This window comes from Mesorhizobium sp. ESP6-5 (genome assembly GCF_020164695.1).
In the GTDB taxonomy this organism is placed as follows: Bacteria; Pseudomonadota; Alphaproteobacteria; order Rhizobiales; family Rhizobiaceae; genus Mesorhizobium; species Mesorhizobium australicum.
Window position 1 is genome coordinate 1 of sequence record NZ_JAIUGR010000023.1, and the last position, 21,525, is coordinate 21,525.

The 21,525-nt window shown below is 65.3% G+C and carries 10 protein-coding genes; 4 read left to right on the forward strand and 6 right to left on the reverse strand.

What is annotated here, in order from left to right:
• Positions 1 to 9,616, reverse strand: a 9,616-nt coding sequence (locus tag LB524_RS27895; RefSeq protein WP_224531568.1) for a beta strand repeat-containing protein, incomplete at its 3' end; no start/stop codon positions are given.
• Positions 9,617 to 9,944: 328 nt separating this feature from the next.
• Between LB524_RS27895 and LB524_RS27900 the strand changes: the two genes are divergently transcribed.
• Positions 9,945 to 10,472 carry an invasion associated locus B family protein gene (locus LB524_RS27900; RefSeq protein ID WP_224531571.1) on the forward strand — a complete coding sequence of 176 codons (528 nt, stop codon included), beginning with the start codon at positions 9,945 to 9,947 and terminating at the stop codon, positions 10,470 to 10,472.
• Positions 10,473 to 10,780: 308 nt separating this feature from the next.
• Positions 10,781 to 12,025, forward strand: a complete 1,245-nt coding sequence (locus LB524_RS27905; protein WP_140712155.1) for a M24 family metallopeptidase — start codon at positions 10,781 to 10,783, stop codon at positions 12,023 to 12,025.
• A gap of 278 nt (positions 12,026 to 12,303) precedes the next feature.
• Here LB524_RS27905 and LB524_RS27910 read toward each other — a convergent pair whose 3' ends face one another.
• From LB524_RS27910 to LB524_RS27930, 5 genes are all read right to left on the reverse strand, one after another.
• Positions 12,304 to 13,740 carry an amidase gene (locus LB524_RS27910; RefSeq protein ID WP_224531574.1) on the reverse strand — a complete coding sequence of 479 codons (1,437 nt, stop codon included), beginning with the start codon at positions 13,738 to 13,740 and terminating at the stop codon, positions 12,304 to 12,306.
• Between the two features lie 190 nt (positions 13,741 to 13,930).
• Positions 13,931 to 15,022, reverse strand: coding sequence for a Gfo/Idh/MocA family protein (locus LB524_RS27915; protein WP_224531577.1), 1,092 nt, complete (start codon positions 15,020 to 15,022; stop codon positions 13,931 to 13,933).
• Between the two features lie 354 nt (positions 15,023 to 15,376).
• Complete coding sequence (locus LB524_RS27920; protein WP_224531580.1) at positions 15,377 to 16,540, reverse strand: ABC transporter substrate-binding protein; 1,164 nt, start codon at positions 16,538 to 16,540, stop codon at positions 15,377 to 15,379.
• A gap of 72 nt (positions 16,541 to 16,612) precedes the next feature.
• Positions 16,613 to 17,455, reverse strand: a complete 843-nt coding sequence (locus LB524_RS27925; protein ID WP_224531581.1) for an ABC transporter permease — start codon at positions 17,453 to 17,455, stop codon at positions 16,613 to 16,615.
• The gene (locus LB524_RS27930; RefSeq protein ID WP_140618202.1) at positions 17,452 to 18,279 is read right to left on the reverse strand and encodes an ABC transporter ATP-binding protein; all 828 of its coding nucleotides are present in this window, start codon (positions 18,277 to 18,279) and stop codon (positions 17,452 to 17,454) included. The genes LB524_RS27925 and LB524_RS27930 overlap by 4 nt, the downstream gene beginning before the upstream one ends.
• A gap of 313 nt (positions 18,280 to 18,592) precedes the next feature.
• On the opposite strand from LB524_RS27930, the gene LB524_RS27935 reads away from it, so the two are divergent.
• Both LB524_RS27935 and LB524_RS27940 read left to right on the forward strand, forming a co-directional pair.
• On the forward strand, positions 18,593 to 19,531 hold the full coding sequence (locus LB524_RS27935) for a MurR/RpiR family transcriptional regulator (protein ID WP_224531582.1): 939 nt from the start codon (positions 18,593 to 18,595) through the stop codon (positions 19,529 to 19,531).
• 114 nt (positions 19,532 to 19,645) lie between these two features.
• Positions 19,646 to 21,436 (forward strand): NAD(P)/FAD-dependent oxidoreductase, encoded by a 1,791-nt coding sequence (locus tag LB524_RS27940; protein WP_224531583.1) that lies wholly within the window; start codon positions 19,646 to 19,648, stop codon positions 21,434 to 21,436.
• Positions 21,437 to 21,525: the final 89 nt, after the last annotated feature.

Consider the following 21,525-nt stretch of genomic DNA (forward strand, 5'->3'; position numbering starts at 1 on the left):
CGCCGAGAATGCCGATGTCGGCGAGGCCGCCGTTCAGCGTCGTCGTGCCGTTGAAATTGTAGGTGCCGTCGGCATTGTTGAACTGTAGGCCGGTGCCATTGGTGGCCGACAGGGTGCCGGTCTGGAACGTCAGCGTGCCGGTATGGCCGCCGGCGACGTTGACCAGGGCAAAGTTGTTGGCCTGGGTGATGTTGCCGCTATAGGTGATGTTGGATGCGCCGGCGCCCACGCTGATGCCTACATTGCCGACGGCGGTGATCGTGGTGCCGGTGCCGAAGGTGAAGGTGCCGTCCGAGCCGCCGAGAATGCCGATGTCGGCGAGGCCGCCGTTCAGCGTCGTCGTGCCGTTGAAATTGTAGGTGCCGTCGGCATTGAAGAACTGCAGGCCAACGCCGTTGGTGGCCGACAGCGTGCCGGTGTTGAAGGTCAGCGTGCCGGTATGGCCGCCGGTGACGTTCATCATGCCGGCGTTGTTGGCCTGGGTGATGTTGCCGGCATAGATGGCGTTCACGCTGCCGCCGGAGACCACGAATGAAGTGCTCGTCGCACCGGTCAGGGTTCCGCTGCCGAGGCCGACCGTACCGGAGACATTGGTCAGGCTGACATTGTTGAAGCCGCCGCCCGAAGATGTCGAATCGAGCGCGATGTTGGCGGCGACGCCCGAGAGGCTGATCGCCTGGGCGCCGGTGGAATTTATCGTCTCGGCGCCGACGGTGGCGGCGATGCCCATCGTGCCGGCGGTGCCGGTGAGGGCGGTGCCGGCGGTGGTGTCGACGGTCAGGCCGCCGGCGAAGCCGGTCGTGCCGCCGCTCTGCGTGATGCCGGCACCGCTCGTTGTGTCGATGTTGGCGAGGCCGGTGACGTTGAGCGTGCCACTGGCCCAGCCGATGCCGCCGCCGGTCGTGTTGTTGACCGTCACCGTGTTGAAGTTGAACGTGCCGGTATTGGTATTGATGGCGTTGATGCCGGCGCTCGTCGTGCCGGTGATGCTGGTGGCGCCGGTGATGGTGAAGGTGCCGGCAACACCGTCGAAGATGATGCCGCTGGCGCCGCCGGTGGCGGTGACGCTGCCGAGCGTCATGTGGACCGTCAGCGGGTCGAGATTGATGGCAGTGCCGTTCGTGGTGTCGACCGAGCCGCCCGAGCTGTTCAACGTGAAGGTCGTGCCACCCTTTTCGTTGACCAGCAGGCCCGTGCCGCCATTGTTGGCAATGCTGAAGGTGCCAAGATCGAGCGTGCCGCTGGTGTTGAGCAGGTTGAGGCCGTCGCCCTGCACGCGCGCACCGGTTGTGCCGACGGTGAGGGTGCCCGCGCTGACGGTGCCGCCGCCGCCCGTCGAGTCGAAAGTGGCACCGTTAAAAGCAATGCCGCCGCCGGTGCCGCCGATGACCGTATTGTTGGCAAACGACCGGATCGCGATCGTATTCTGAGTGGCGCTGACGCTCTGGCCGAGGAAATTGGCGGCAAGCGCGGTCCCTGTCGACTGCAGCGTATTGCCGTCGATCGAAAGCAGAAGCCTGTCGGCAGCCGGCGCGCCGCTGGTGGTGAAGTCGAGCGCCCTGCCCCCGGCGGCGATGTCGTTGTTCCTGAGGAAGAAGCTGGAGGCGCTCGCCACGCTGCCCGAGACGCCGGTGCCGCTGCCGGTGTTGCGGATGATCAGGTTCTCGATGCCGCCGGTGAGGACGCCGGTGCCGGTCGTCGCGAAATTGACCACCGAGGTGGCGGTGTTGCTCTGCAGGATCGGCCGCAGCGTATCGATGCCGCTCGGCGCCGAGATAATCGGTGAGTTCTGCACCGTCGTGAAATGGAAAACCCCCGATGCGCCACTGCTGGTGTCGACGCCGAGCTGCGAGACATCGACGGCCGCATCGCCGCTCTTGAAGGCTAGCAGCACCTGTCCGTCGTCGAGTTGGAACGAGGTGCCGCTCAGGTCGATCGTCTCCTGGCTGCCGGTGCCGTTCTTGTCGATCAGCACGATGACATTGGCCGTGGAATTCTGGGCGTTCGCATAGGTGCCTGGATTGAGCAGGCTACCGTCGCCGAGAGCGCTGGCGTCGGCGGTGACATAGTAGACGCTGATCGCCGACAGGTTCGAAGTGTCGCCGGTGAAATTGACATCGTTGAAATTGTAGTCGCCCGCTGTCGGCAAAGTGTTGGTGGCGTGAATGACCTGACCGCCGGTGGTGGCGATCGAAGATTCGGCCGGACCTGCCCCGTCGCCGAAGACCAGCTTGGCGTTGGTGGCGCTGGAGAACTGGACGCCATAGCCGACATTCGCGATTTTCGAGGTCTGGCCGGCTGGGTTGTTGTTGGTCGTGTCGCCGAGCTGGATCGTGCCGGTGCCGGTCGTGTCGGCCATGTCGATGCCGATCGTGCCGGCGGCGCTGCCGCCGTCGACGTCGAAATCGCCGGCCGTGACGGTGCTGGTGCCGAGGGCGGCGCCGTTGAGGTCGAGGCCGATCGCGTTCGCCGCGCCGAGCCCGACGTTCAGGCTGGTGAAATTCAGCGTCGAGCCGAGCGTGCCGGAGATATCGACGCCATGCGAGGTGATGCCCAGCAAATTCGCGGCGCCAAGGCTGACGGTGCCGCCGGAAACATTGTTCAGCGCAATGCCGGTCGCCGCCCCGTTGACCGAGACGCTGTCGAAGGTGACACCATCCGGGCCGACCGTCGCGCCGTCCAGGTTGAGCGCGGTGCCGGTCGTCGTGGTGATGGCGTTGCCGGTGCCGCCGACGCTGACCGTGCCCGGGCCGGTGGTGCTGGCGGTGAAGCCGGCGCCGCTCGAGGTGGTGATCTTGAGGTTGCCACCGGTGAAGGCCAGCGTGCCCGTGCCTTCGCCCGGGCCGATGCTGGGGGCCTTGACGATGGCGCGGTTGGCGCCGCTGCTGGTGTTGAAGATCTTGGACGTGCCGGAGAAGGTGGCCGTTCCCTCGGACGATCCGTCAAACAGCACGCCGATGCCCTTGCCGGCATGATTGATCGTGCTTGAAATGTTGTAGGCGCCGTTGGCGTTGCCGGTGAAGGTGAAGGCCGCCGTCCCCGCCGCCGCCGCGTCCGTGGTCGAAACGACCGAACCGCTCAAATTGAGCTCGCTCCAATCGGCCACAGCTTGAACAACGCTGCCGGCGGTGACCTTGATCGAGCCGTTGTAGTTCAGCGTCGCGTGGACGAGATCGTTGCCGCCATCGAGGGCGATGGCCGAACCGGTGGTGCTTGTCGTCGCGCCGATGCTGGCAACGCCCCCATTGCCGCCGACATTGATGATCCCGCTCTGCAGGCCGGTCGTGACGATGCCGCCCTCACCCCCATCGATGGTCAGCGTGGATCCGGCGACATTGGCGATATTTATGGTGCCGACCTGTGGGCCGCCAATGTCGAATCCTCTGAAGCTGACGTCGAGATCTATGTCTCCTGTGAAATTGACCGCCCCGGTACCAGTTAGGCCGGACAGCGAGGCGCCCGCGTAGCCGGTGTCCCTGAGCCCGCCGATGTTGACATCGCCGTTAAGGACGGCGGCCTGCAGCAACACGCCGGCGTCTGTCGATACCGCCGCGATGCTGTCAAAAGTAATGCCGTCAGCGCCGACATTGGCGCCGAACACCACCAACCCGTCCGCGCCGGAATTGATCTTGTTGCCGCTGCCGGTGACCGTGACGGAGCCTGAAGTGAAATCGCCAAGCGCGGCGAAGCCCATGCCGCCTGTCGTCGTTATGTCCAGGCCGCCAGTGGTGAAGTTGATGGCGGAGTTCGTGTTGGGGCTCGGCGTGCCGGACGGGTATCCACCGGGGAAGCCGATGTTGACGCCGTCGGTCGCGCCCGAGCTGATCTGCTTGGTGGTGCCCGAGAAGGTGATCGTGGCCGAATCATTGCCGGCAATGAGGATGTTGCCGCCAGCGCCCGCAAGGCCGTCGGTCAGATTGCCCGACAGCGTCACCGAGCCGCCTGTCAGCTCCTGGATCGAGACCGCCGCACCGGTGCCGTTGCTGGCGATGGTGCCGCCATAGGAGACGGTGGCGTTGCCGCCGCTGGCATTGGTCGCCGAGCCTATATTGAAGGCCGTGCCGGTGCCGGTATTGGTCAGCGTGCCGGTGCCGAAAGCGGCCGTGCCGGCCAGGTTCTGCAGGTCGATGCCGCTGCCGGCGCTGAACGTCGCGCTGGTGGACGTGAAATGAATGTCGGCCGTGATGCTGTCGAGCGACGCCGCTTGCGCGCCCGTGGCATTGATCGTTCCCGCGTCGACCGTGATCGTGCCGCCGCCGGTGGCGGTGAAGGCCGTCGTTCCATTGGTGGAAACGTCCAGATCGGCGAAGGTGATTCCCGCGCCGCTGTTGTTGGCCAGCGATACGCCATTGCCGCCGATGGTCGCCTTGTCGGTGAAATCGACAAGGCCGCCGGTGCGGTTGACGATCGAGACGCCGCCGCCGGTCAGCGTGCCGGCCGGCCCGCCATTGGGCAGGTTGCCGCGCGTCAGCGTGATGTTGCCGTCGCCGCCATCGGCGTCGAGCAGCGTCCCGGCGACGTTGATGTTGTTGTCGATGATCGAGACGTTGCTGGTGAGGCCGTCGACCTTGAACGCCGTCTGGCCAACGGCGACATTGCTGACCGTGACGCCCTGGATCGTGATGCCGCCGGTGTTGTCGAAGCCGGCCGCACTCTGGTCGATCAGGAAGACCGAGCCGCTGGCGCCAGTGAAGTCGAAAGCGGTGTTGCGTACCTGATTGCTGCCGAGCAGATGCATGGCGTCCGCGGTGCCGGTGACGACGCCCTCGTCGCCGGTAACGTTGCCGCCGGTGGCGCCGAGATTGCCCTGCACGTTCACCTGCTGGAAGGTGCCGGATACGGCGATGACGTTGCTGTTGCCGAAGCCGGTGATCGACTGGCCGGAATCGAGCGTGAACGGCGTTGCGCTGAGATCGACGGTGCCGACGAAGGCGAAGGTCTGCGTGCCGGTCATGAGATCGGCGTCGGCAAGCGAAATCGTGGTCACCGACTGGCTGAGGCCGTACGTGCCGACGGCGATAACGCCGCCCGACTGCGAGACCATCGTCACCGCGCCGACCGCCGAGGGCAGATTGGCGCTGCCGGTGAAGAACACGTCGTCGAAATCATAATTGCCGAGCGTCGGGTCGAGCCCGACCGTGTTGACGGTGTAGCCGCCGGCCGCCGCGCTGATCGAGGATTGCAGCCCGTCGGATGAAGTGCCGTCGCCGAAGGTGAAATTGGCGTTGGCCGAAGTCAGCGTGCTGAGGCCGGACGACAAATCGACGCCGATATGGACGTCGCTGATGCTTGAGCCGCGCAGGAAGGTGATGGTCTTGTTGCCCGTCGTCGATGACAGGTCGATGCCGCGCGAGGTGGCCTCGCCGGTGCCGGTGATGGTGGTCACGCCGAAATCGGCCGTCGTCGACGAGCCGCTGAAGTCGATTGCCGTCTGGTTGGCGCCGGCGCCCATCGTCACACTGGTGGTGCCGAAGCTGACATCGGCGTTGGTGCTGCCGAAGTTGATGCCGGCGGTGTTGGCCGCCGAGCCCAGCGTCACATTGGTGGTGCCGAAAGTCACCGAACCGGAATTGCCTGAAATGTCGATGCCATTGCCGGTTGCACCCGACACGGTGACCGCGCCGAAGGTGGCGCTGCCGGCGACATTGGAGACCGACAGGCCGTTGCCGACCGCGTTGGTGATCGAAATTGGGGACGTGGCGTTGAAGGTCGCGGCCGCGCCCAAGCCTGCGATGATCGCGCCACCGCCGCCGCTGGCGGTCAGCGCCGAGTCGGTGAAGCTGATCGTGCCACCCGTCGGCGCGGTGGTCGAGCCGATGGCGAACAGGTTGCCCGCGCCGGTTGAGGTGACCGGACCGGTGAAGGCGACCGAGCCGCCGGTGATGCCGTCGACCCTGACGGCCGTGCCGGGCGCTGTCGCCGAGCTGTTGATGGTCGCGCCGATCGTGATCGCCGCGCTTCCGCCGGAGACGACGACGCCATCGCCCGTGCCGGAATTGGTGATGGTGCCGCCAATGTCGATCGTGCCGGTGTTGTTGGTCAGGCTGGCATCGGCGCCGGCGATATTCGTCGTTACGAGGTTGCTGACGCCGACGGTCGCGGCGCTGTTCTGAACCAGGAAGCCGGAGCCTCCACCCACCACGGTGTCGACCTTGGTCGTGCCCTGGAAGGTGTATCTGCCGCTGGCGACATTGTCGAGACTGATGGCGACGCCGCTGATGCGATACAGGTCGACGCCACCGAAGTTGACGTTGCCGCCGCTGGTGTTGGAAATGGCGATGCCGGTCGAAACGCCGCCGCCCGAGCCATCCACGGTGACGCTGGAGAAGTTCACTCCGGCCAGGCCGATCGTCATGCCGGCGATCTGGATGCCCTTCTCGTCCGGCCCCAGGCCGGTCGCCACGGTATTGCTTGCCCCGTACACCGTCAGATTGCCGCCATTGACGGCGCTGAAGGCAAAGCCGCCATCGGCTGTCAGATCGAGACCGCCGACGAAAGCAATCGCGCCGCCGACATTGCCGGTCAGGTCGATGGCGTTGGCCGCGCCGGTGCTGGCGGTGATCTTGCCGCCGAACCTGGCGAAGCCGCCGTTCATGGCGTTGATCTTGACCGCGCTCGCGGCAGCGGTCTGGTTGATCGTGCCGTTATAGGTCAGGTTCGGTGTCGAGGAATCGATGTTGAACGCCACGCCGGTCGTGCCGGTGATGGAGCTCGCGGCATCAAAAGTCAGCGTGCCGGTGGTGCCGCCGGTGATGCTGACGCCCGAGCCGGCGCTGGTGATATCGAAATTGGTGAACGTGCCGGTGCCGCCGAAATTGTCGAGCGACAGGCCCGTGGCAACGCCGCCGACCGACACACCCTGGACCGTCAGACCGGCAATGCCCGTCCCACCAATAGCCGCGCCGCTGCCGCCCGAAATGTTGAAATCCAGCAGCGAGTTGCCGTTGCCCAGCGTGACGACGTCGCCGGCGCCCGAATTGGTCAGCGTCGCCGCCCCGGTGCCGGGATCCGAAACGACTTGGTCGTGCTGGATGTTGGTCCCGGTGACGTTGATCGGCACGCCGCCGAGCGAGAAGGAGCGGCCATTGCCGAAGGACGCCAGCGTCTGGTCGTCGCTGAGCGAGAAGCCGCCCGACGCATTGATCGGCGTGTTGCCGACGTCGTTGACCAGCACGAAGATCGCGTTGGCGTCGGTAATGCCGTCGGCGGTGCCGATCGACGCCAGGTCCGCAAGCGAGGAGCCGTCGCCGGCACCCGAGGCTGCCGCGCCGACGAAGATCACGTTCTGGACGTCGAACAGCTGCGGGCCGCTGAACGTCGTCGAGCCGAACGCGTAGAGGCCGAGCGTCTGGTTCAGCCCACGCGCGTCGAGCGAGGCGGTGACGCCCGCGATCGAGCCGCCGCCGAAGCTGAATTGGGCATTGGCCGAGTGGGCCAGCGAGCCGGCGATGCCCAGGCGCACGCCCGTGTCGACGCCCGAAATGGTGCCGCCATTGGTGATGATGATCGAAGCGCCGCCGGTCGTGTCGGCGAGATCGATGCCGATCGAGCCGGCGCCCGATCCGCTGATGTTGGCCGAGAGCGCCGTGAAGGTCGTCTGGCTGCCGGAGAAGTCGAGGCCGGCATGGCCGAGACCGAGCCCGGAGATGACGATGTTGCCGGCAACCACCGCCGCGTTGACGCCGCTGAACGACATGCCGTCGCCGCCGGGCCCCGTGATGTTGATGTCGCCGAAGCGGATCGTTGCTGGCGAATCGGAAATGGCGATCGCCGGTCCCGTCGTGTTGGAGATCTTGGTGGCGCCGTTGACCGTGAAGCTGCCCGAAACATGGTCGAGCACCACGCCTGATGTGCCGCCGGTCTGCGAGATTGAATCCAACACCACATGCGCGGTGATCGGGTCGATGAAGATGCCGACGCCGTCGTCGCCCAGGGCCTTGTTGCCCGTCACTTGGCCGCCGGTGGTGGTGAAGCTGCCGCCGACGGCAGTGCCCTTCACCGTTATGCCGGCATCCTGGTTGTCCTGGGCATTGAGGATGGCGAAGCTGTAGGTGCCCTTGCCCGTAATATCGAGGCCGTCGTCCTGGTTGCCCGACAGCAGCGTCGTGCCGGTGAAATTGTAGGTGCCGTCGCCTTCGATATGCAGGCCGTCGAGGCCGTTGCCGGTGGCGGTGAAATTGGACGCGCTGACATTGGTCGAATTGCCGGTGAAGTCGGCGCCATTGCCGCCGGTGCCCGTTACCGTGACGTTGGTCAGCGTCGTGCTGGTGGCGTTGTTGCCGAAAATGCCGTCGCCGCCGCCGGTGATGGTGATGCCGTTCAGCGTGTTGCCGTTGCCCAGCGTGATGACGGGGTTGGCGACGTTGGTGCCCTGGATCGTGCCATCGCTGCCGCCCAGGTTGAAGGTGGCGGTGCCGCCGCCGAAAAGCTTCGCGGTGACGCTTTCGCCGCCGCCGATGACCGTCTGGCCCGTGGCCAGCGTCACGCCGCCAGTCGTCAGATTGCCATTGCCGCCGAGCGCCACGACGAAGCCGCCGTTGCCGGCCTTGGTGACGGCATCGTCCAATGTCGTCGGGTCGGCCTGCGTGCCGGCGCCGGCCAGGCCGCCATCGGCGAAATAGAACTTTCCGAACGCGGCATTGGTGGCGGCGTTGATGGCGACGCGGGTCGTCGTGCCGCCGGTCTTGTCCTGGCTCTGGATGCGGACGCCGATATCGCCGCGCACCCGCTCGTTGACGCGCTTGCGCAAGCCTTCGCTGACCGGATAGACCGGATCCGCCCCGATGGCCGCGGTGCTGTCCGAGCCGCCGCCGGGATTGAACGGGATGTTCAGCCGCACGCTGCCGGCGAACTGGGTGTCGTCGCGATTGTCGTTGCGCACCTCGCCAGTGAAGGTCAGCGACGTTCCGGTGCCGAAGACATCGCCGATCTCATATTCGATGCCGGCCTTGGCGCCGGTGACGCCGCCGTCATCACCGTGCGGATCCTCGAAATGGTAGCCGCCAATGTCCAGCCGCAGCGAATGCCTGTCGGGCAGGTTGAGCGGCACCTTCGCCCCAACCTCGCCCTCGATGCCCCAGGCCGCGTAGTCGCGATGGTCGAGCACCGAGATCTGCTCGATGAGCTGGTTGGAGACCATCGACAGGGTCGAGCTGGTCGAGTGGTCGGTCGAGTCGCCCTTGATCGGCACGAAGACGTTCACATGCGCGTCGAAATTCGGCGTGATCGCCTCGACGCCCAGCGTGCCCCCGGTGAACTGCGTGCCGCCGTAGCTCTCGGCATTGAAATAGGCATAGCCGCCGAGCATCAGGTCCGGGTTGACGATGCGGCGGATGCCGAGGCCGATATCCTGGCCGAAGGCGTCCTTGAAATCGTGCTTGGCCCGCACATCCAGGAACAGCACCGATTCGGCGCTCTGCTTGATCGGGATGAAGCCTTCGAGCGCGGCGTTGCCGCCATTGTTGTCGGCGCCGATGATGGCCCGGACCTGCGGCTGCCAGAGCCCGGCATCGTCGCCATAGGCGGCCACGCCCGAGAGCGCCAGCGCCAGCGACGTAAGCGCCGTCGTCTTCCAGAGCTGCCTTGCTATGCTCGAACGGCGATAACCGGCGCGCATGTGGAACCCCTCCCCACGCGCCGCCATCTCACCAACTTGCCGAGACTTCTCGGTAGTTCCCATCCCTGGCGAGTCCTTCTGGGACTACACGTCCCGCGTGCCGATGTTTAATGGAATTCTATTGTATAGCGAGTCCCCAATGATCAAACTGCTGTTGTGGCCCACCAAAGTGCTACTCTGTGGCAACATGGACACAGTAGATTTGCCGGCTTGCTTCGGTGGATTCCTGGCTTTCAGGCTGGATTGGAGTGTTGTATCAAGCCCTACTGCGGGAAATACCGGTGGGGCCTAAAAGAACATGAGAGTTGTTTTAGCTGTAGCTAATACTTTGAGCTTGGCCGCAGGTATTGGTGCCCTGTGGCTCATCCTGTCGGGCGCCGGACCCGCACTTGCCGAGGAAGCCGCCAAGCCCCAACCGGCCCAGTCAAAGCCGGCCGACGCCAATCCCTGGGCGGTCAACTGCTCCAGCGGCTCGGCGAGCTCCGAACTTCAATGCCAGGTGTCGCAGAACCTGACCGAGGCGAAGACAGGACAGCGCGTGCTTACGGTGACCGTTCGCCGCGACAACGGCAATGGCAGCCTCGCCATGCTGCTCGCCTTGCCGCACGGCCTCTTCCTGCCGTCCGGCGCCAGCTACCAGATCGACCAGGGACAGAAGACGACCATCGCCATCCAGACCAGCGACCAGAACGGCGCCTATGCCGCCACGCCGCTGCCGCCGGACCTCGTCAAGGCGATGAAGTCGGGAACCAATCTGAACATCGGCATGGAGTCCGTCACCCGCAAGCCGGTCACCATCCCGGTGTCGCTGGCCGGCTTCACCGCCGCCCTGACCAAGCTGGAATCGATCAAGTAGCGGGTCGCCGGCAACCGTGGCCGACATCCTATCCCTTCGTCATCCACGGGCGGAGCAGCCGCGGCGCGGCGTCGCGGAGACCCGAGGATCCATGCCGCGACCGTGCTGGCGGGTGCAGCGGAGCAGAATCTGGACCGTGGATCCTAGGGTCTGCGCTGCGTCGCTGCGCTCCTTGCTCCGCTCTAGGATGACGAAGTCGTGGGCGTCTCCGCTCCGCACTCAAGGTATCAGTGCGTCAATACGAGCAACCGTCTTGATTGTCCGCACCAGCGATGCTCCGTTGTCGCTTCGGACATCCGGAGAAACACATGACGGGTTTTGTCGACCGGCAGCGCGCCACGCAGTTGATGCAACGCGCCGGCATCGCCGCGCTGGTGCTCTCAGCGCCCGAGGCCTTCCATTATGCGACCGGCGCTTCGATCGGTCCGGCCGGACTGTTCCGGCGCGCCGGCGCCGGCTTCGTCGTCGTCCCGGCCAGGCAGGACCTGCCGATCGGCGTCGTGGTCGCCGACTTCAATGCCACGCAACTGCGGACCGCCGCGCCCGAGATGGTCGTGCGCTCGCACCCGATCTGGATCGAAGCAGCGCCGGTCGAGACAGGGCCTGCCGGGCTGCCCCTGGCGGAGCGTATCGAGGCTGGCCAGGCTTTGCCCGGCCGCGCGCCGGATTTCGCGCGTCCCGCCACCTTCGACCTCGCCGGCTCGGTGCGACAGCTGCAGGCAATCCTCGCCGATTTCGGGCTGGAGCGCGCCACGCTCGGCGTCGACCTCGACTTCATTCCCGCCGCCGATTTTGCCGCCATCCAGGCGCTGCTGCCGGATAGCCCTGTTGTGGACGGCTCGCTTGTGCTGGACCGGCTGCGCGCGCTCAAGTCGCAGCGCGAGATCGACCTGCTGCGGCAAGGCATCATCCTGTCGGAAGCCGGCCTGGAGCGGCTGCAGGTCGATGCCATGGCCGGGATGCGCCAGAGCGATCTCGTCGCGCTCTACCGGCAGGGCGTAGCCACGGCGGCGGCCGGCTTGTCCCACCCGGTCATCACGGCCGAATATGTGACGCTGGGCGCCCGGGCCAAGGGCGCCGACGCCAGGGCCGTGGCGGGCGATCCGCTGAAATGCGACATGGTCTGTACGGTCGGTGGCTACGCCTCCGACATGTCGCGCAACTTCACCTTCGGCCCGCCTTCGGCTGATCAGGCCGAACTGCACGCTATTGCCGAGCGCGCCTTCGACGATGGGCTGGCCGAGCTTGTTCCCGGGAACACGCTTGCCCATGTCCACCGCGTCGCCACCGACAGCCTGGCGCGCCAAGGCCTGCGCTCCTACCGCCGCGGCCACTTCGGCCACGGCGTCGGGCAGTCGGTCTTTTCCGAGCAATGGCCGTTCATATCGGCCGGCAGCGAGGTCGTCATCGAGGCCGGCATGGTGCTGGCCTTCGAGATCCCGCTCTACATCGACGGCCTCGCCAGCTTCAACCTCGAGGACCAGTTCCTGATCACGCCGGATGGGCCGGTCGCGATGAACCGGCTGCCGCGGCGGCTGGAGGTGATTGGGTAGTGGAGGCTTGAGATCTGCACCTCCGGAAATTGGCTGAGGTCCCTCCACCTTCGTCATCCACGGGCGGAGCAGGAGCGAAGCTCCGTCGCGGAGACCCGAGGATCCATGCCGTGACCTTTCCGTGGAGTGCAGCGGAGCAGAATTTTGGACCGCCGGGAACGCTTTGATGTCGCGGCATGGATCCGGGGTCTGCGCTGCGTCGCTACGCTCCTTGCTACACCCCAGGATGACGACGGGAAAGGTTTTGCCGTCCAGCGATCAAACCTCCGTACAGGTCCCTAAGCGCTCACCGGCGGCCGCCTGCCCCTCCATGGCATTTCCTGTTCCAGCTGTGCCGACGCCGCCAGCACCGTCGCCTCGTCGCCGTAGCGGCCGACCAGTTGCACGCCGACCGGCACGCCGCCGTGCGACCAGCCGAGCGGCAGCGAGATCGCCGGCTGGCCGGAGATGTTGAAGGGGAAGGCAAAGACGGCATCCGTCCATTTGGCGTTGTAGCGGTCGATGTCGGTCTCCGACATGTCGTAATAGCCGAACGGCCGCGGCAGTTGCGTCAAGGTCGGCGTGACGAAGAGATCATAGGCCTTGAGGTCGCCGACAATATCGCGGCCGACCTGCCGGAGCTGCTCGACATCGGAGATGTGCCTGACCCCGCTGGTGGCGCGGCCGCGCTCGATGATCGCCCAGGTCACCGCCTCGACATCGCCTGGCGTCACCCGCCGGCCGATCACCGTTTCCAGGGAGTCGAAGGTCGCCGCCGTCTGCACGCAGGTCATGTTGGTGTAGGTTGCCCATACGCCATTGGCATCGAGCGGCATGTCGTGCTCCTCGACATGATGCCCCAACCGCTCGAATGCGGCCACGGTCGCCAGCACCGCCGCCTTCACCTCCGGATCGATGGCGGTGCCGTTGGGCGGCGTGACGGTGAAGCCGATGCGCAGGTTTTTCGGCGCACGCGCCGACAGGCTGAGCCAGGAGGCATCCGGCACCGGCGGCGTATAGGGCTCGCCGGGCAGCGCACCGGCCACCGCATCGAGATAGGCCGCCGTGTCGCGCACCGTGCGCGAGCAGCAGAGGAAGTAGGCACCGCCATACCAATAGTCGCCGAACGGGGCCAGGCTGACGCGGCCGCGCGATGGTTTCAGGCCCACGATCCCGCAGCAGGAGGCGGGGATGCGAATCGAGCCGGCGCCGTCGCTGGCCTCCGCGATCGGCACCATGCGCGAGGCGACAGCCGAGGCCGCGCCGCCGCTCGAGCCGCCTGGCGTGATGCCTTCCTTCCACGGGTTTTTCGTCGTGCCGTAGAGTTTTGGTTCCGTCGTGATCGACCAGCCGTTTTCGGGCGCGTTCGACTTGCCGACCAGCACCAGTCCCGCCGCCTTCATGCGGCGAACGACTTCGGTGTCGAAATCGGCGACGACATCTCTGAGGTAGAAGCAGGAATTGGTGTTGGGCGCACCCGTCCAGGACGAGGCCAGTTCCTTGAGCAGGAATGGTACGCCGGCAAAGGGTGCCGATCTGTCGACCGTCGCGGCCTGCGCGCGCGCCATGTCATAGAGGCGATGGACGACCGCGTTGAGCGACGGATTCAACCGCTCGACCAGCGTGATCGCCGCCTCGACCAGTTCCGCCGGCGAAACCTGGCCGCCGCGGACCAGCGCGGCGAGGCCAAGCGCATCGGACTCGGCATAGGTTTTCAAAAGACTGTCGGTGACCATGTCTCACTCCCAAATTTGCGTTGCCTCGACATCGCGCTTAGGAATGCGCGAGCTGTCGCTACCGGCTAATTACAAATGTAGGCGCCGCCCCTCATCCGCCTGCCGGCACCTTCTCCCCGTATAGTGACGGGGAGAAGGATGAAACTCCTGCGCTGCCGGTGCCGCCTCCAGCGCCAGCAACCGGATAGCATCAGGCCAGCTCGACCGTCCGTCCCAGCTCTATGCTCTGTTCGGCCGCGAGCACGATGCGCAGGCTGTTGACCGCCGCGTCCATCTGCTCGGTCAGATCGAGGTCCTCGCTTATGGCGCGCAGGAAGAACGCCTGCTCGCGGTCGCACAGTTCCTGGTGGCCGGGCTCGTCCTCCATGCTGACGATCTCGTCGGGCTTTTTGAAATTCTTGTCGCCGTCGACGGCGGCATAATGGATCTTCAGCGCGTCGGTCTTGGTGTGGCGGTCGATGTCGGCGGAGCTCGACACTTCGGCCAACTCGGCCGCGCTGCTCGCCTGCTGGCCGGCGACGATCGAGACCGCGCCTTTCGGGCCGACGACATCCTTCACGAAATAGGCCGTCTCGCTCATCATCGGACCCCAGCCGGCCTCGTACCAGCCGACCGAGCCGTCATCGAAGGTGACATGCAAGTGGCCGTAATTCTGCTTGTCGGCTTCGGCCCATAGTTTGGCGCCGATGCCATGCACGCGCACCGGCTTGGCGCCGGTCAGCTGGCACATGACGTCGACATAATGCACGCCGCAATCGACGATCGGGATCAGCGAATCGATCAGGTTCTTGTGCCAGTGCCAGGCGCTGCCGCTGCTTTGCTGGTTGAGGTTGAGCCGCATGACCAGCGGCTTGCCGAGCGTCTTGCCAACCTCGATGAACTTGATCCAGGAGGGGTGGACGCGCAGGATGTAGCCGAGCACCAGCTTGCGGTTTTTCGCCCGCGCGGCCGCCACCACCTTTTCGGCGTCCTCGATGTTGGTGGCCAAGGGCTTCTCCATGAACACGTGGCAGTTCGCCGCGATCGCCTTCAGCGCGTATTCGGCATGGGTGTTCGGCCAGCTGTTGATCGAGACCGCATCCGGCCTGGTCTCCCCGAGCGCCAGGTCGAAATCCTCGTAGAGCGGATAACCGGCGAGTTCGGCCGGGATTTTCGTGTTGCTCTTGATCGAGCGGCTCATGATGCCGACGATCTCAAACCCCTCCGAGCGATGATAGGCGCTGGCGTGCGACGCACCCATATTGCCAAGACCCACCACCAGTACTTTCACCTTGTCGGCCACCGTTATCTCCCAGGTTCTGGATTGAATTGTGCGCGGCGACCGGTTGCCGCGTGTTTATCCGGACAATCACCTCAGGTCAGCGCCGCCGCTCGTTGCCCGGCCCTTTCCTCTCCCCCGTCGATCGGGGGAGAGGTGTCGAGCGAAGCTCGACGGAGTGGGGGTCGACCTTCGCCGCCCGCCTGAGGTTACTTCGCCAGATTGTGCCTGTCCCGCAGCGACTGCGCGTTTAGCGACCGCCTTCCCCCACTCCGTCGCCGCTTCGCGGCGCCACCTCTCCCCCCTCCGGAGGGAGAGGAAAGGAGCCAAGGCAGGGCAATGAGGAGTGGCGTCGTCATGGCCTTCGCTTGCGCGCCTCTACTTCACCGCCGAATCGAACAGGTGCGCCTTGATCTTCTCGACATCGAGCGCGGCAAAGCCTTCCGACAGTTTGACGCCGTCTGCGTCGGCCTTGACCTTGGCCTTGTCGAAGTCGTTGGCGGCCGGGATCAGGTCGTTGCTGCAGACATCCTCGGCCTTCACCGGGTTGGTGATCTGGCCGATCTTGTGGATCTCGTCGAAGAAGCCCTGCCAGCTCGCCATGTCGTGCGACCCCCAGCCGCCGCGCTTGTCCATGTCGCCGCGGAAGACGTTGATCTGCTGCAGGATCGAGGTGGTGCCGAGCTCCGGTCCGAGGTTCTTGGCCAGCGTCGGGAACTGCTCGAACACCGCTTCGACCGCCGCGCGCGGATTTTGATAGCCGAACTCAAGGCCCATCGCCCAGCCGCGCAGGTATTTTTCCAGGAACGCCTTCTTGTCGGGATCCTCGAGATCGGCTGCGCGCACGACGAAGGTGTTGGCCGGCAGCTTCGAGTTCTTCACGCCGAGCCAGTATTCGAAGTCGAGACCCTTGGCGATCCATTCGGCGCGCAGCCCTTCCCATGACAGCGCCGCGTCGCCCTGGCCGCCGGCAAGCGCGGTGCCCCAGGTCGGCCAGCCGGCCTCGACATATTTGACCTTCTTGATGTCGACGCCTTGCGCGGCAAGCAGCGGATCGGTGATCGACTGCCAGGCTGCGGAACCAAGCAGGATGGTCTTGCCTTCGAGCTTCTTCAGGTCATTCGAGCCCTCGCCCTTGCGGAAAGCGATGCTGAACGTGTCGCGCGCGCCCATATGGAACACCGACTTCAGCTTCATGCCGTTCTGGATGGCGAAGGAGAACACGCCGGGCGAGGGAAAGCCCATATCGGCCTGGCCGACATCGACGAACTTCACCGTCGCCGTGCCGTCGGACGGTCCCGGCTGCATGTCGGTGTCCAGCCCGTCGAAATAGCCGGCCTTCTTGGCCGCCCAGTAGGGGTAGTCGTCGAGCACTTCGAGCGTGCCGCGCGGCGAGATCCAGGTGAATTTTCCATAGGCCTCGGCCCTCGCCCTGAAGCCGGTGGCGCCGAGCGCGGTCGCCGTCACCAGCCCGGCGCCGGTCACCTGCAGGAAGGTGCGGCGGCTCATTCCCGCCTGCTGGATGAAATTGTCTTTGGTCATGGCATTCCCCTTTTTTGTTTGATGTCAGTCTGCCTTGCCGCCCGCCTCCCGGGCGTGGTCATTGCTTCTGCGTCAAGCCTCCCAGCTCGCCCATTTCTTGCCGATGAGGAAGAACAGCACGTAGATCAGGATGCCGAGCATCGACAGGATCAGCACCACGGCGAAGAATTGCGGCATCTGGATCATCGACGAATAGGTGGTGAGCCGGTTGCCGAGGCCGAAGCCACCGCCGACCATCTCGGCGCCGACGGCGGTGAGCAGGCCGAAGATGGCGCCGATCATCAGCCCGACCAGGATCATCGGCAGCGCCATCGGCGCGCGGATCTTCCAGAAGATCTGCAAGGTGCTGGCGCCATAGGACCGCGCAAGCGCGATCTTGGCGCTGTCGACGCGACGAAAGCCGGTGGCGGCATTGATCATCACCATCGGCCCGGCGGCCAGGGCCACCGCTATGATGCGCGGCGTGTAGCCGAAACCGAAACGCAGGATGAGCAGCGGCACCAGCGCCAGCATCGGCGTGGTGACCAGCAGCAATATATACGGCGCGACGATCTTTTCCGCGAACGGGAACTGGGTGATGACGGCGGCCAGCACCAGACCGACGGCGGCGCCGATGGCAAAGCCGGACACCAGCTCGACCAGCGTATAGCCGAGATGCGGCGCGATCAGCGGAAACTCGTCGAACAGCGCAGAGGCGATCGAGCTCGGCGGCGGCATGATATAGAGCGGCACATGGAACAGCCGCAGAGCCAGTTCGATGCCGCCGATGATGATGACGGCGACGGCGAGAATGGCCGCCACCTCCTTGCCCGACTTGATGCCGGGGCCGCTGGCGAAGGCCGAGAGGTTGGTCAGGCTGACGTCTTGCCCATCGCCTGATTTCGACTTCGAAAATTCGGGAATGGCGTCGCTCACGGCCTGATCCTCACGATCTCGGCGCTCGGGCGCTCCGGCGCCTTCGGTCTGGTGCGCTCTCCGACAATGTCCATCTTGATCCGGTTGGTGAGGTCGAACACCTCCTTCGTCGCCATGATCTCCAGCGAGCGCGGCCGCGGGAACGGCACGCGGTATTCCTTGGCGACGCGGCCCGGCCGCGCGCTCAGCACCACGACGCGGTCGGAGAGGAAAATCGCTTCCTCGATCGAGTGGGTGATGAAGACGATGGTGGTCTTGGTGTCGAGCCAGATCTCCTCGACCAGCCGGTTCATCTCCTCGCGGGTAAAACTGTCGAGCGCGCCGAACGGCTCGTCCATCAAAAGCACCGAGGGTTTCAGCGCCAGCGCCCGCACGATGGCCGCGCGCTGCTGCATGCCGCCCGAAAGCTCGCGCGGGAATTTGCCGCCGAAACCGTCGAGGCCGACGCGGTTAAGCAGATGCGCGATCCAGGCGCGGTCCGGTTTTTCGCCCTTGATCTCGAAGGGGAAGCGGATGTTGGCGTCGAGATTGCGCCAGGGCAGGAGGTTGGCTTCCTGGAAGACGATGCCGATATCGGGATGCGGCCCGGAAATCTCTTTGCCGTCGAGCTTGATCGCGCCGCTTGTCAGGCCGTGCAGCCCCGACATCGACCACAAAAGCGTGGTCTTGCCGCAACCGGACGGGCCGACGATCGAGACGATTTCATTGGCTCTGACGTCGAGGCTGCAGCGGTCCAGCGCCAAGAGGTCGCCGGACGCCGTGTGATAGATCTTGGTCGCTGCCTGCACGCCAAGCTTCGGCGTTGTTATCTCGCCCGCGTTCATCCGCCCCTCGGAGATTGCGTGATGATCCAAAGGTCATCAGACTGTCAAAAATCAGTGTGTAACTATCCTACTTTGCTGTCAAGCGTCGACGGCGGCGAGCATGGGACGAGAACCGACTGCTAGGCATAACTATCTGTATTGACGTGGTATTCTTTGCCTTGAAATTCGTGTTGCTTTCCTACATGATTTGGCAGGCGCACACGCGGATGCCTTGACGGCACGCATCGGTTGCAGCGCCGTCCTGCGCATGGAACGACAGCGTGCAAACATGATAAGAGGTCAGGTCGAAAACGGGCTAGGGAACACCGCCTTCATGACCGAAGCTGCCAGCCATCCGATCGCGGACGAAGAGGGAACCGGGGGCGAACCCGTCCGGCGTATTCCCGACATCATCTCGCTGGTCAAGGATTGCTACGGCGAATTGCGCCCGGCCGAACGCCGCGTCGCCGATGTCGTGCTCGATAATGTCAAATATGCCGTCGACGCCTCCAACGCGGCGCTGGCCCAGCGCGCCGGCGTCAGCGAACCGACGGTGACCCGGTTCTGCCGCGCCATCGGCTGCGAGGGCGTGCGCGACTTCAAGCTGAAGCTGGCGCAGAGCCTCGTCGTCGGCGCGCTCTACCTGGACACGTCGCCGGCCAGCGAGGGCGACGCCGCCATGCCGTTCTGGAACGCGGTGTTCGGCGAAGCGCGCCGGGCGTTGCAGGAAGCCGAGCGGCAGCTCGATCCGGGTGAACTGGAAAAGGCCGCCGAGCTGATCGCCCGGGCCCGCCAGGTCACCGTATTCGGGCTCGGCGGCAGCTCTTCGGCGCTGGCGCAGGAAACTCAGTACCGGCTGTTTCGTTATGGCGTCTCGATCAGCGCCCAGTGCGACCCCTATTTGATGCGCATGACCGCCTCGACGCTGAAGCCCGGCGACCTGGTGGTCGCCATCTCGGCGACCGGGCGCACGCGCGAGGTGATCGAGGCGGTCGAACTCGCCAAGCACTACCGTGCCAACGCGATCGCCGTGACGGCGCCCGATACCGAGCTCGCCCGCGCCTGCGACGTCAGGCTGACGGTTGCCGTGCCCGAATATCCCGATACGCTGAAGCCGACGGCCTCGCGCTTCGCCTTCCTGGCGATGATCGACCTCCTGGCGGTGGCGTCGGCCTACAAGCTCGACGGCCCGGCCCGCGAGACCGTGCGCCGCATCAAATACAACGCCCAGATCCACCGCACGGGCAAGGAAATGGAGCCGCTCGGCGACTAATCCTTCTCCCCGTCACTATACGGGGAGAAGGTGCCGGCAGGCGGATGAGGGGCAGCGCCGAGTTCGACAGTTGCCGTCCCGCTATACAGATTGGACGCATACAAGAGGGAAGAAATGCTCGAAAAGTCACCATCCAAACAGGCGGCCGCATGGCTTGGCTCGTTTTCGCAGGCGCTTGAATCCGGCGACCTGTCGGCCGCAAGCAACCTGTTCGTCGACGATTGCTATTGGCGCGACCTGCTGGCCTTCACCTGGAACGTCACGACGATGGAAGGCCGCGAGGCCATCGCAGACATGCTGACAGCAACGCTGGCGACCACGAAGCCTGGCGCGTGGCAGCTCACCGGCGAGGCAACCTCGGATGAAGGCACGATCGAGGCCTGGTTCACCTTCGAGACAGCGGCGGCCACGGGCCAGGGCATCATGAGGCTGCGCGACGGCCGCTGCCGTACCCTGTTCACGGCGATGACCGACTTGAAGGGACACGAGGAGCGCAAGGGCGCGGCGCGGCCGCTGGGCGTGCGCCACAAGGCGGACCCGGAACGCGAGACCTGGTCGGAAGCGCGGGCGCGTGAGGCGCGCGAGCTCGGCGTAACGGAGCAACCCTATTGCCTGGTCATCGGCGGCGGCCAGGGCGGCATCATGCTCGGCGCACGGCTGCGGCAGCTCGGCGTGCCGACCATCGTCATCGAGAAGAACGCGCGGCCGGGCGATTCCTGGCGCAACCGCTACCGCACGCTCGTGCTGCACGATCCGGTCTGGTACGACCATCTGCCCTACATACCGTTCCCCGACAACTGGCCCGTTTTCACGCCCAAGGACAAGATGGGCGACTGGCTGGAAATGTACACGCGCGTCATGGAGCTGAATTACTGGGTCGCCACCAGGTGCCTCAGCGCCAGCTACGACGAGGCGGAGAAAGAATGGACCGTGGTGGTCGACCGCGTCGGGCAGCGCATCACGCTGAAGCCGAAGCACATCGTCTTCGCCACCGGCGCCTACGGTCCGCCGCGCAAGATCGATCTGCCGGGTTCCGACCAGTTCAAGGGCGAGCTGCTGCATTCCAGCCAGTATGCCAGCGGCGAGAAATTCCGCGGCAAGAAGGTCGCCGTCATCGGCGCGGCCAGTTCCGGCCACGACGTCTGCGTCGATCTCTGGGAGAGCGGCGCCGACGTCACCATGATCCAGCGCTCGCCGACCACGGTGGTCAAGTCGGACACGCTGATGCAGGTCGGCTTCGAGATCTTCTCCGAGGACGCGCTGGCGCGCGGCATCACCACCGAGAAGGCCGACATGATCGTCGCCTCGACGCCGTTCGCGCTGGTGCCCAATGGCCAGCGTGCGCTCTACGACGTCATTCGCGCGCGCGACGCCGATTTCTACGAGCGTCTCGCCGCCTCCGGCTTCGCGCTCGATTTCGGCGACGACGAGACCGGCCTTTTGATGAAGGCCTATCGCACCGGCTCCGGCTACTACATCGATGTCGGCGCCTCGGACCTGATCATCGACGGCAAGGTCGGCATCCGCAGCGGCGTCGCGATAAAATCGCTGACGGCGAAAGGCATCCTGTTCGAGGACGGCAGCGAGCTCGAGGCCGACGCCATCGTCGCCTGCACCGGCTATCAGTCGATGAACGAGAATGTGGCGGCTCTCGTCTCGCGCGAGGTCGCCGACAAGGTCGGCCCCTGCTGGGGCCTCGGCTCCGGCGTCAAGGGCGACCCCGGCCCCTGGCAAGGCGAATTGCGCAACATGTGGAAGCCGACGGCGCAGGAAGCACTGTGGTTCCACGGCGGCAATCTCGCGCTGTCGCGCTTCTATTCGAAATATGTCGCGCTGCAGATCAAGGCACGGATGGAAGGGATCGAGACGCCGGTTTATGGGGCGCCGAGCAATTCGCGGCGGTGAGGCGGAAGCATGCTTCGGTGAGAGGTCGACCCCCACTCCGTCGAGCTTCGCTCGACACCTCTCCCCCGATCGACGGGGGAGAGGAAAGG

Excerpts from the sequence above, each read along its gene's own strand:
- LB524_RS27905 (WP_140712155.1), top strand. The coding sequence starts at position 10,781 with ATGACGGGTTTTGTCGACCGGCAGCGCGCCACGCAGTTGATGCAACGC.
- LB524_RS27910 (WP_224531574.1), bottom strand. The coding sequence starts at position 13,740 with ATGGTCACCGACAGTCTTTTGAAAACCTATGCCGAGTCCGATGCGCTT.
- LB524_RS27920 (WP_224531580.1), bottom strand. The coding sequence starts at position 16,540 with ATGACCAAAGACAATTTCATCCAGCAGGCGGGAATGAGCCGCCGCACC.
- LB524_RS27930 (WP_140618202.1), bottom strand. The coding sequence starts at position 18,279 with ATGAACGCGGGCGAGATAACAACGCCGAAGCTTGGCGTGCAGGCAGCG.
- LB524_RS27935 (WP_224531582.1), top strand. The coding sequence starts at position 18,593 with ATGACCGAAGCTGCCAGCCATCCGATCGCGGACGAAGAGGGAACCGGG.
- LB524_RS27940 (WP_224531583.1), top strand. The coding sequence starts at position 19,646 with ATGCTCGAAAAGTCACCATCCAAACAGGCGGCCGCATGGCTTGGCTCG.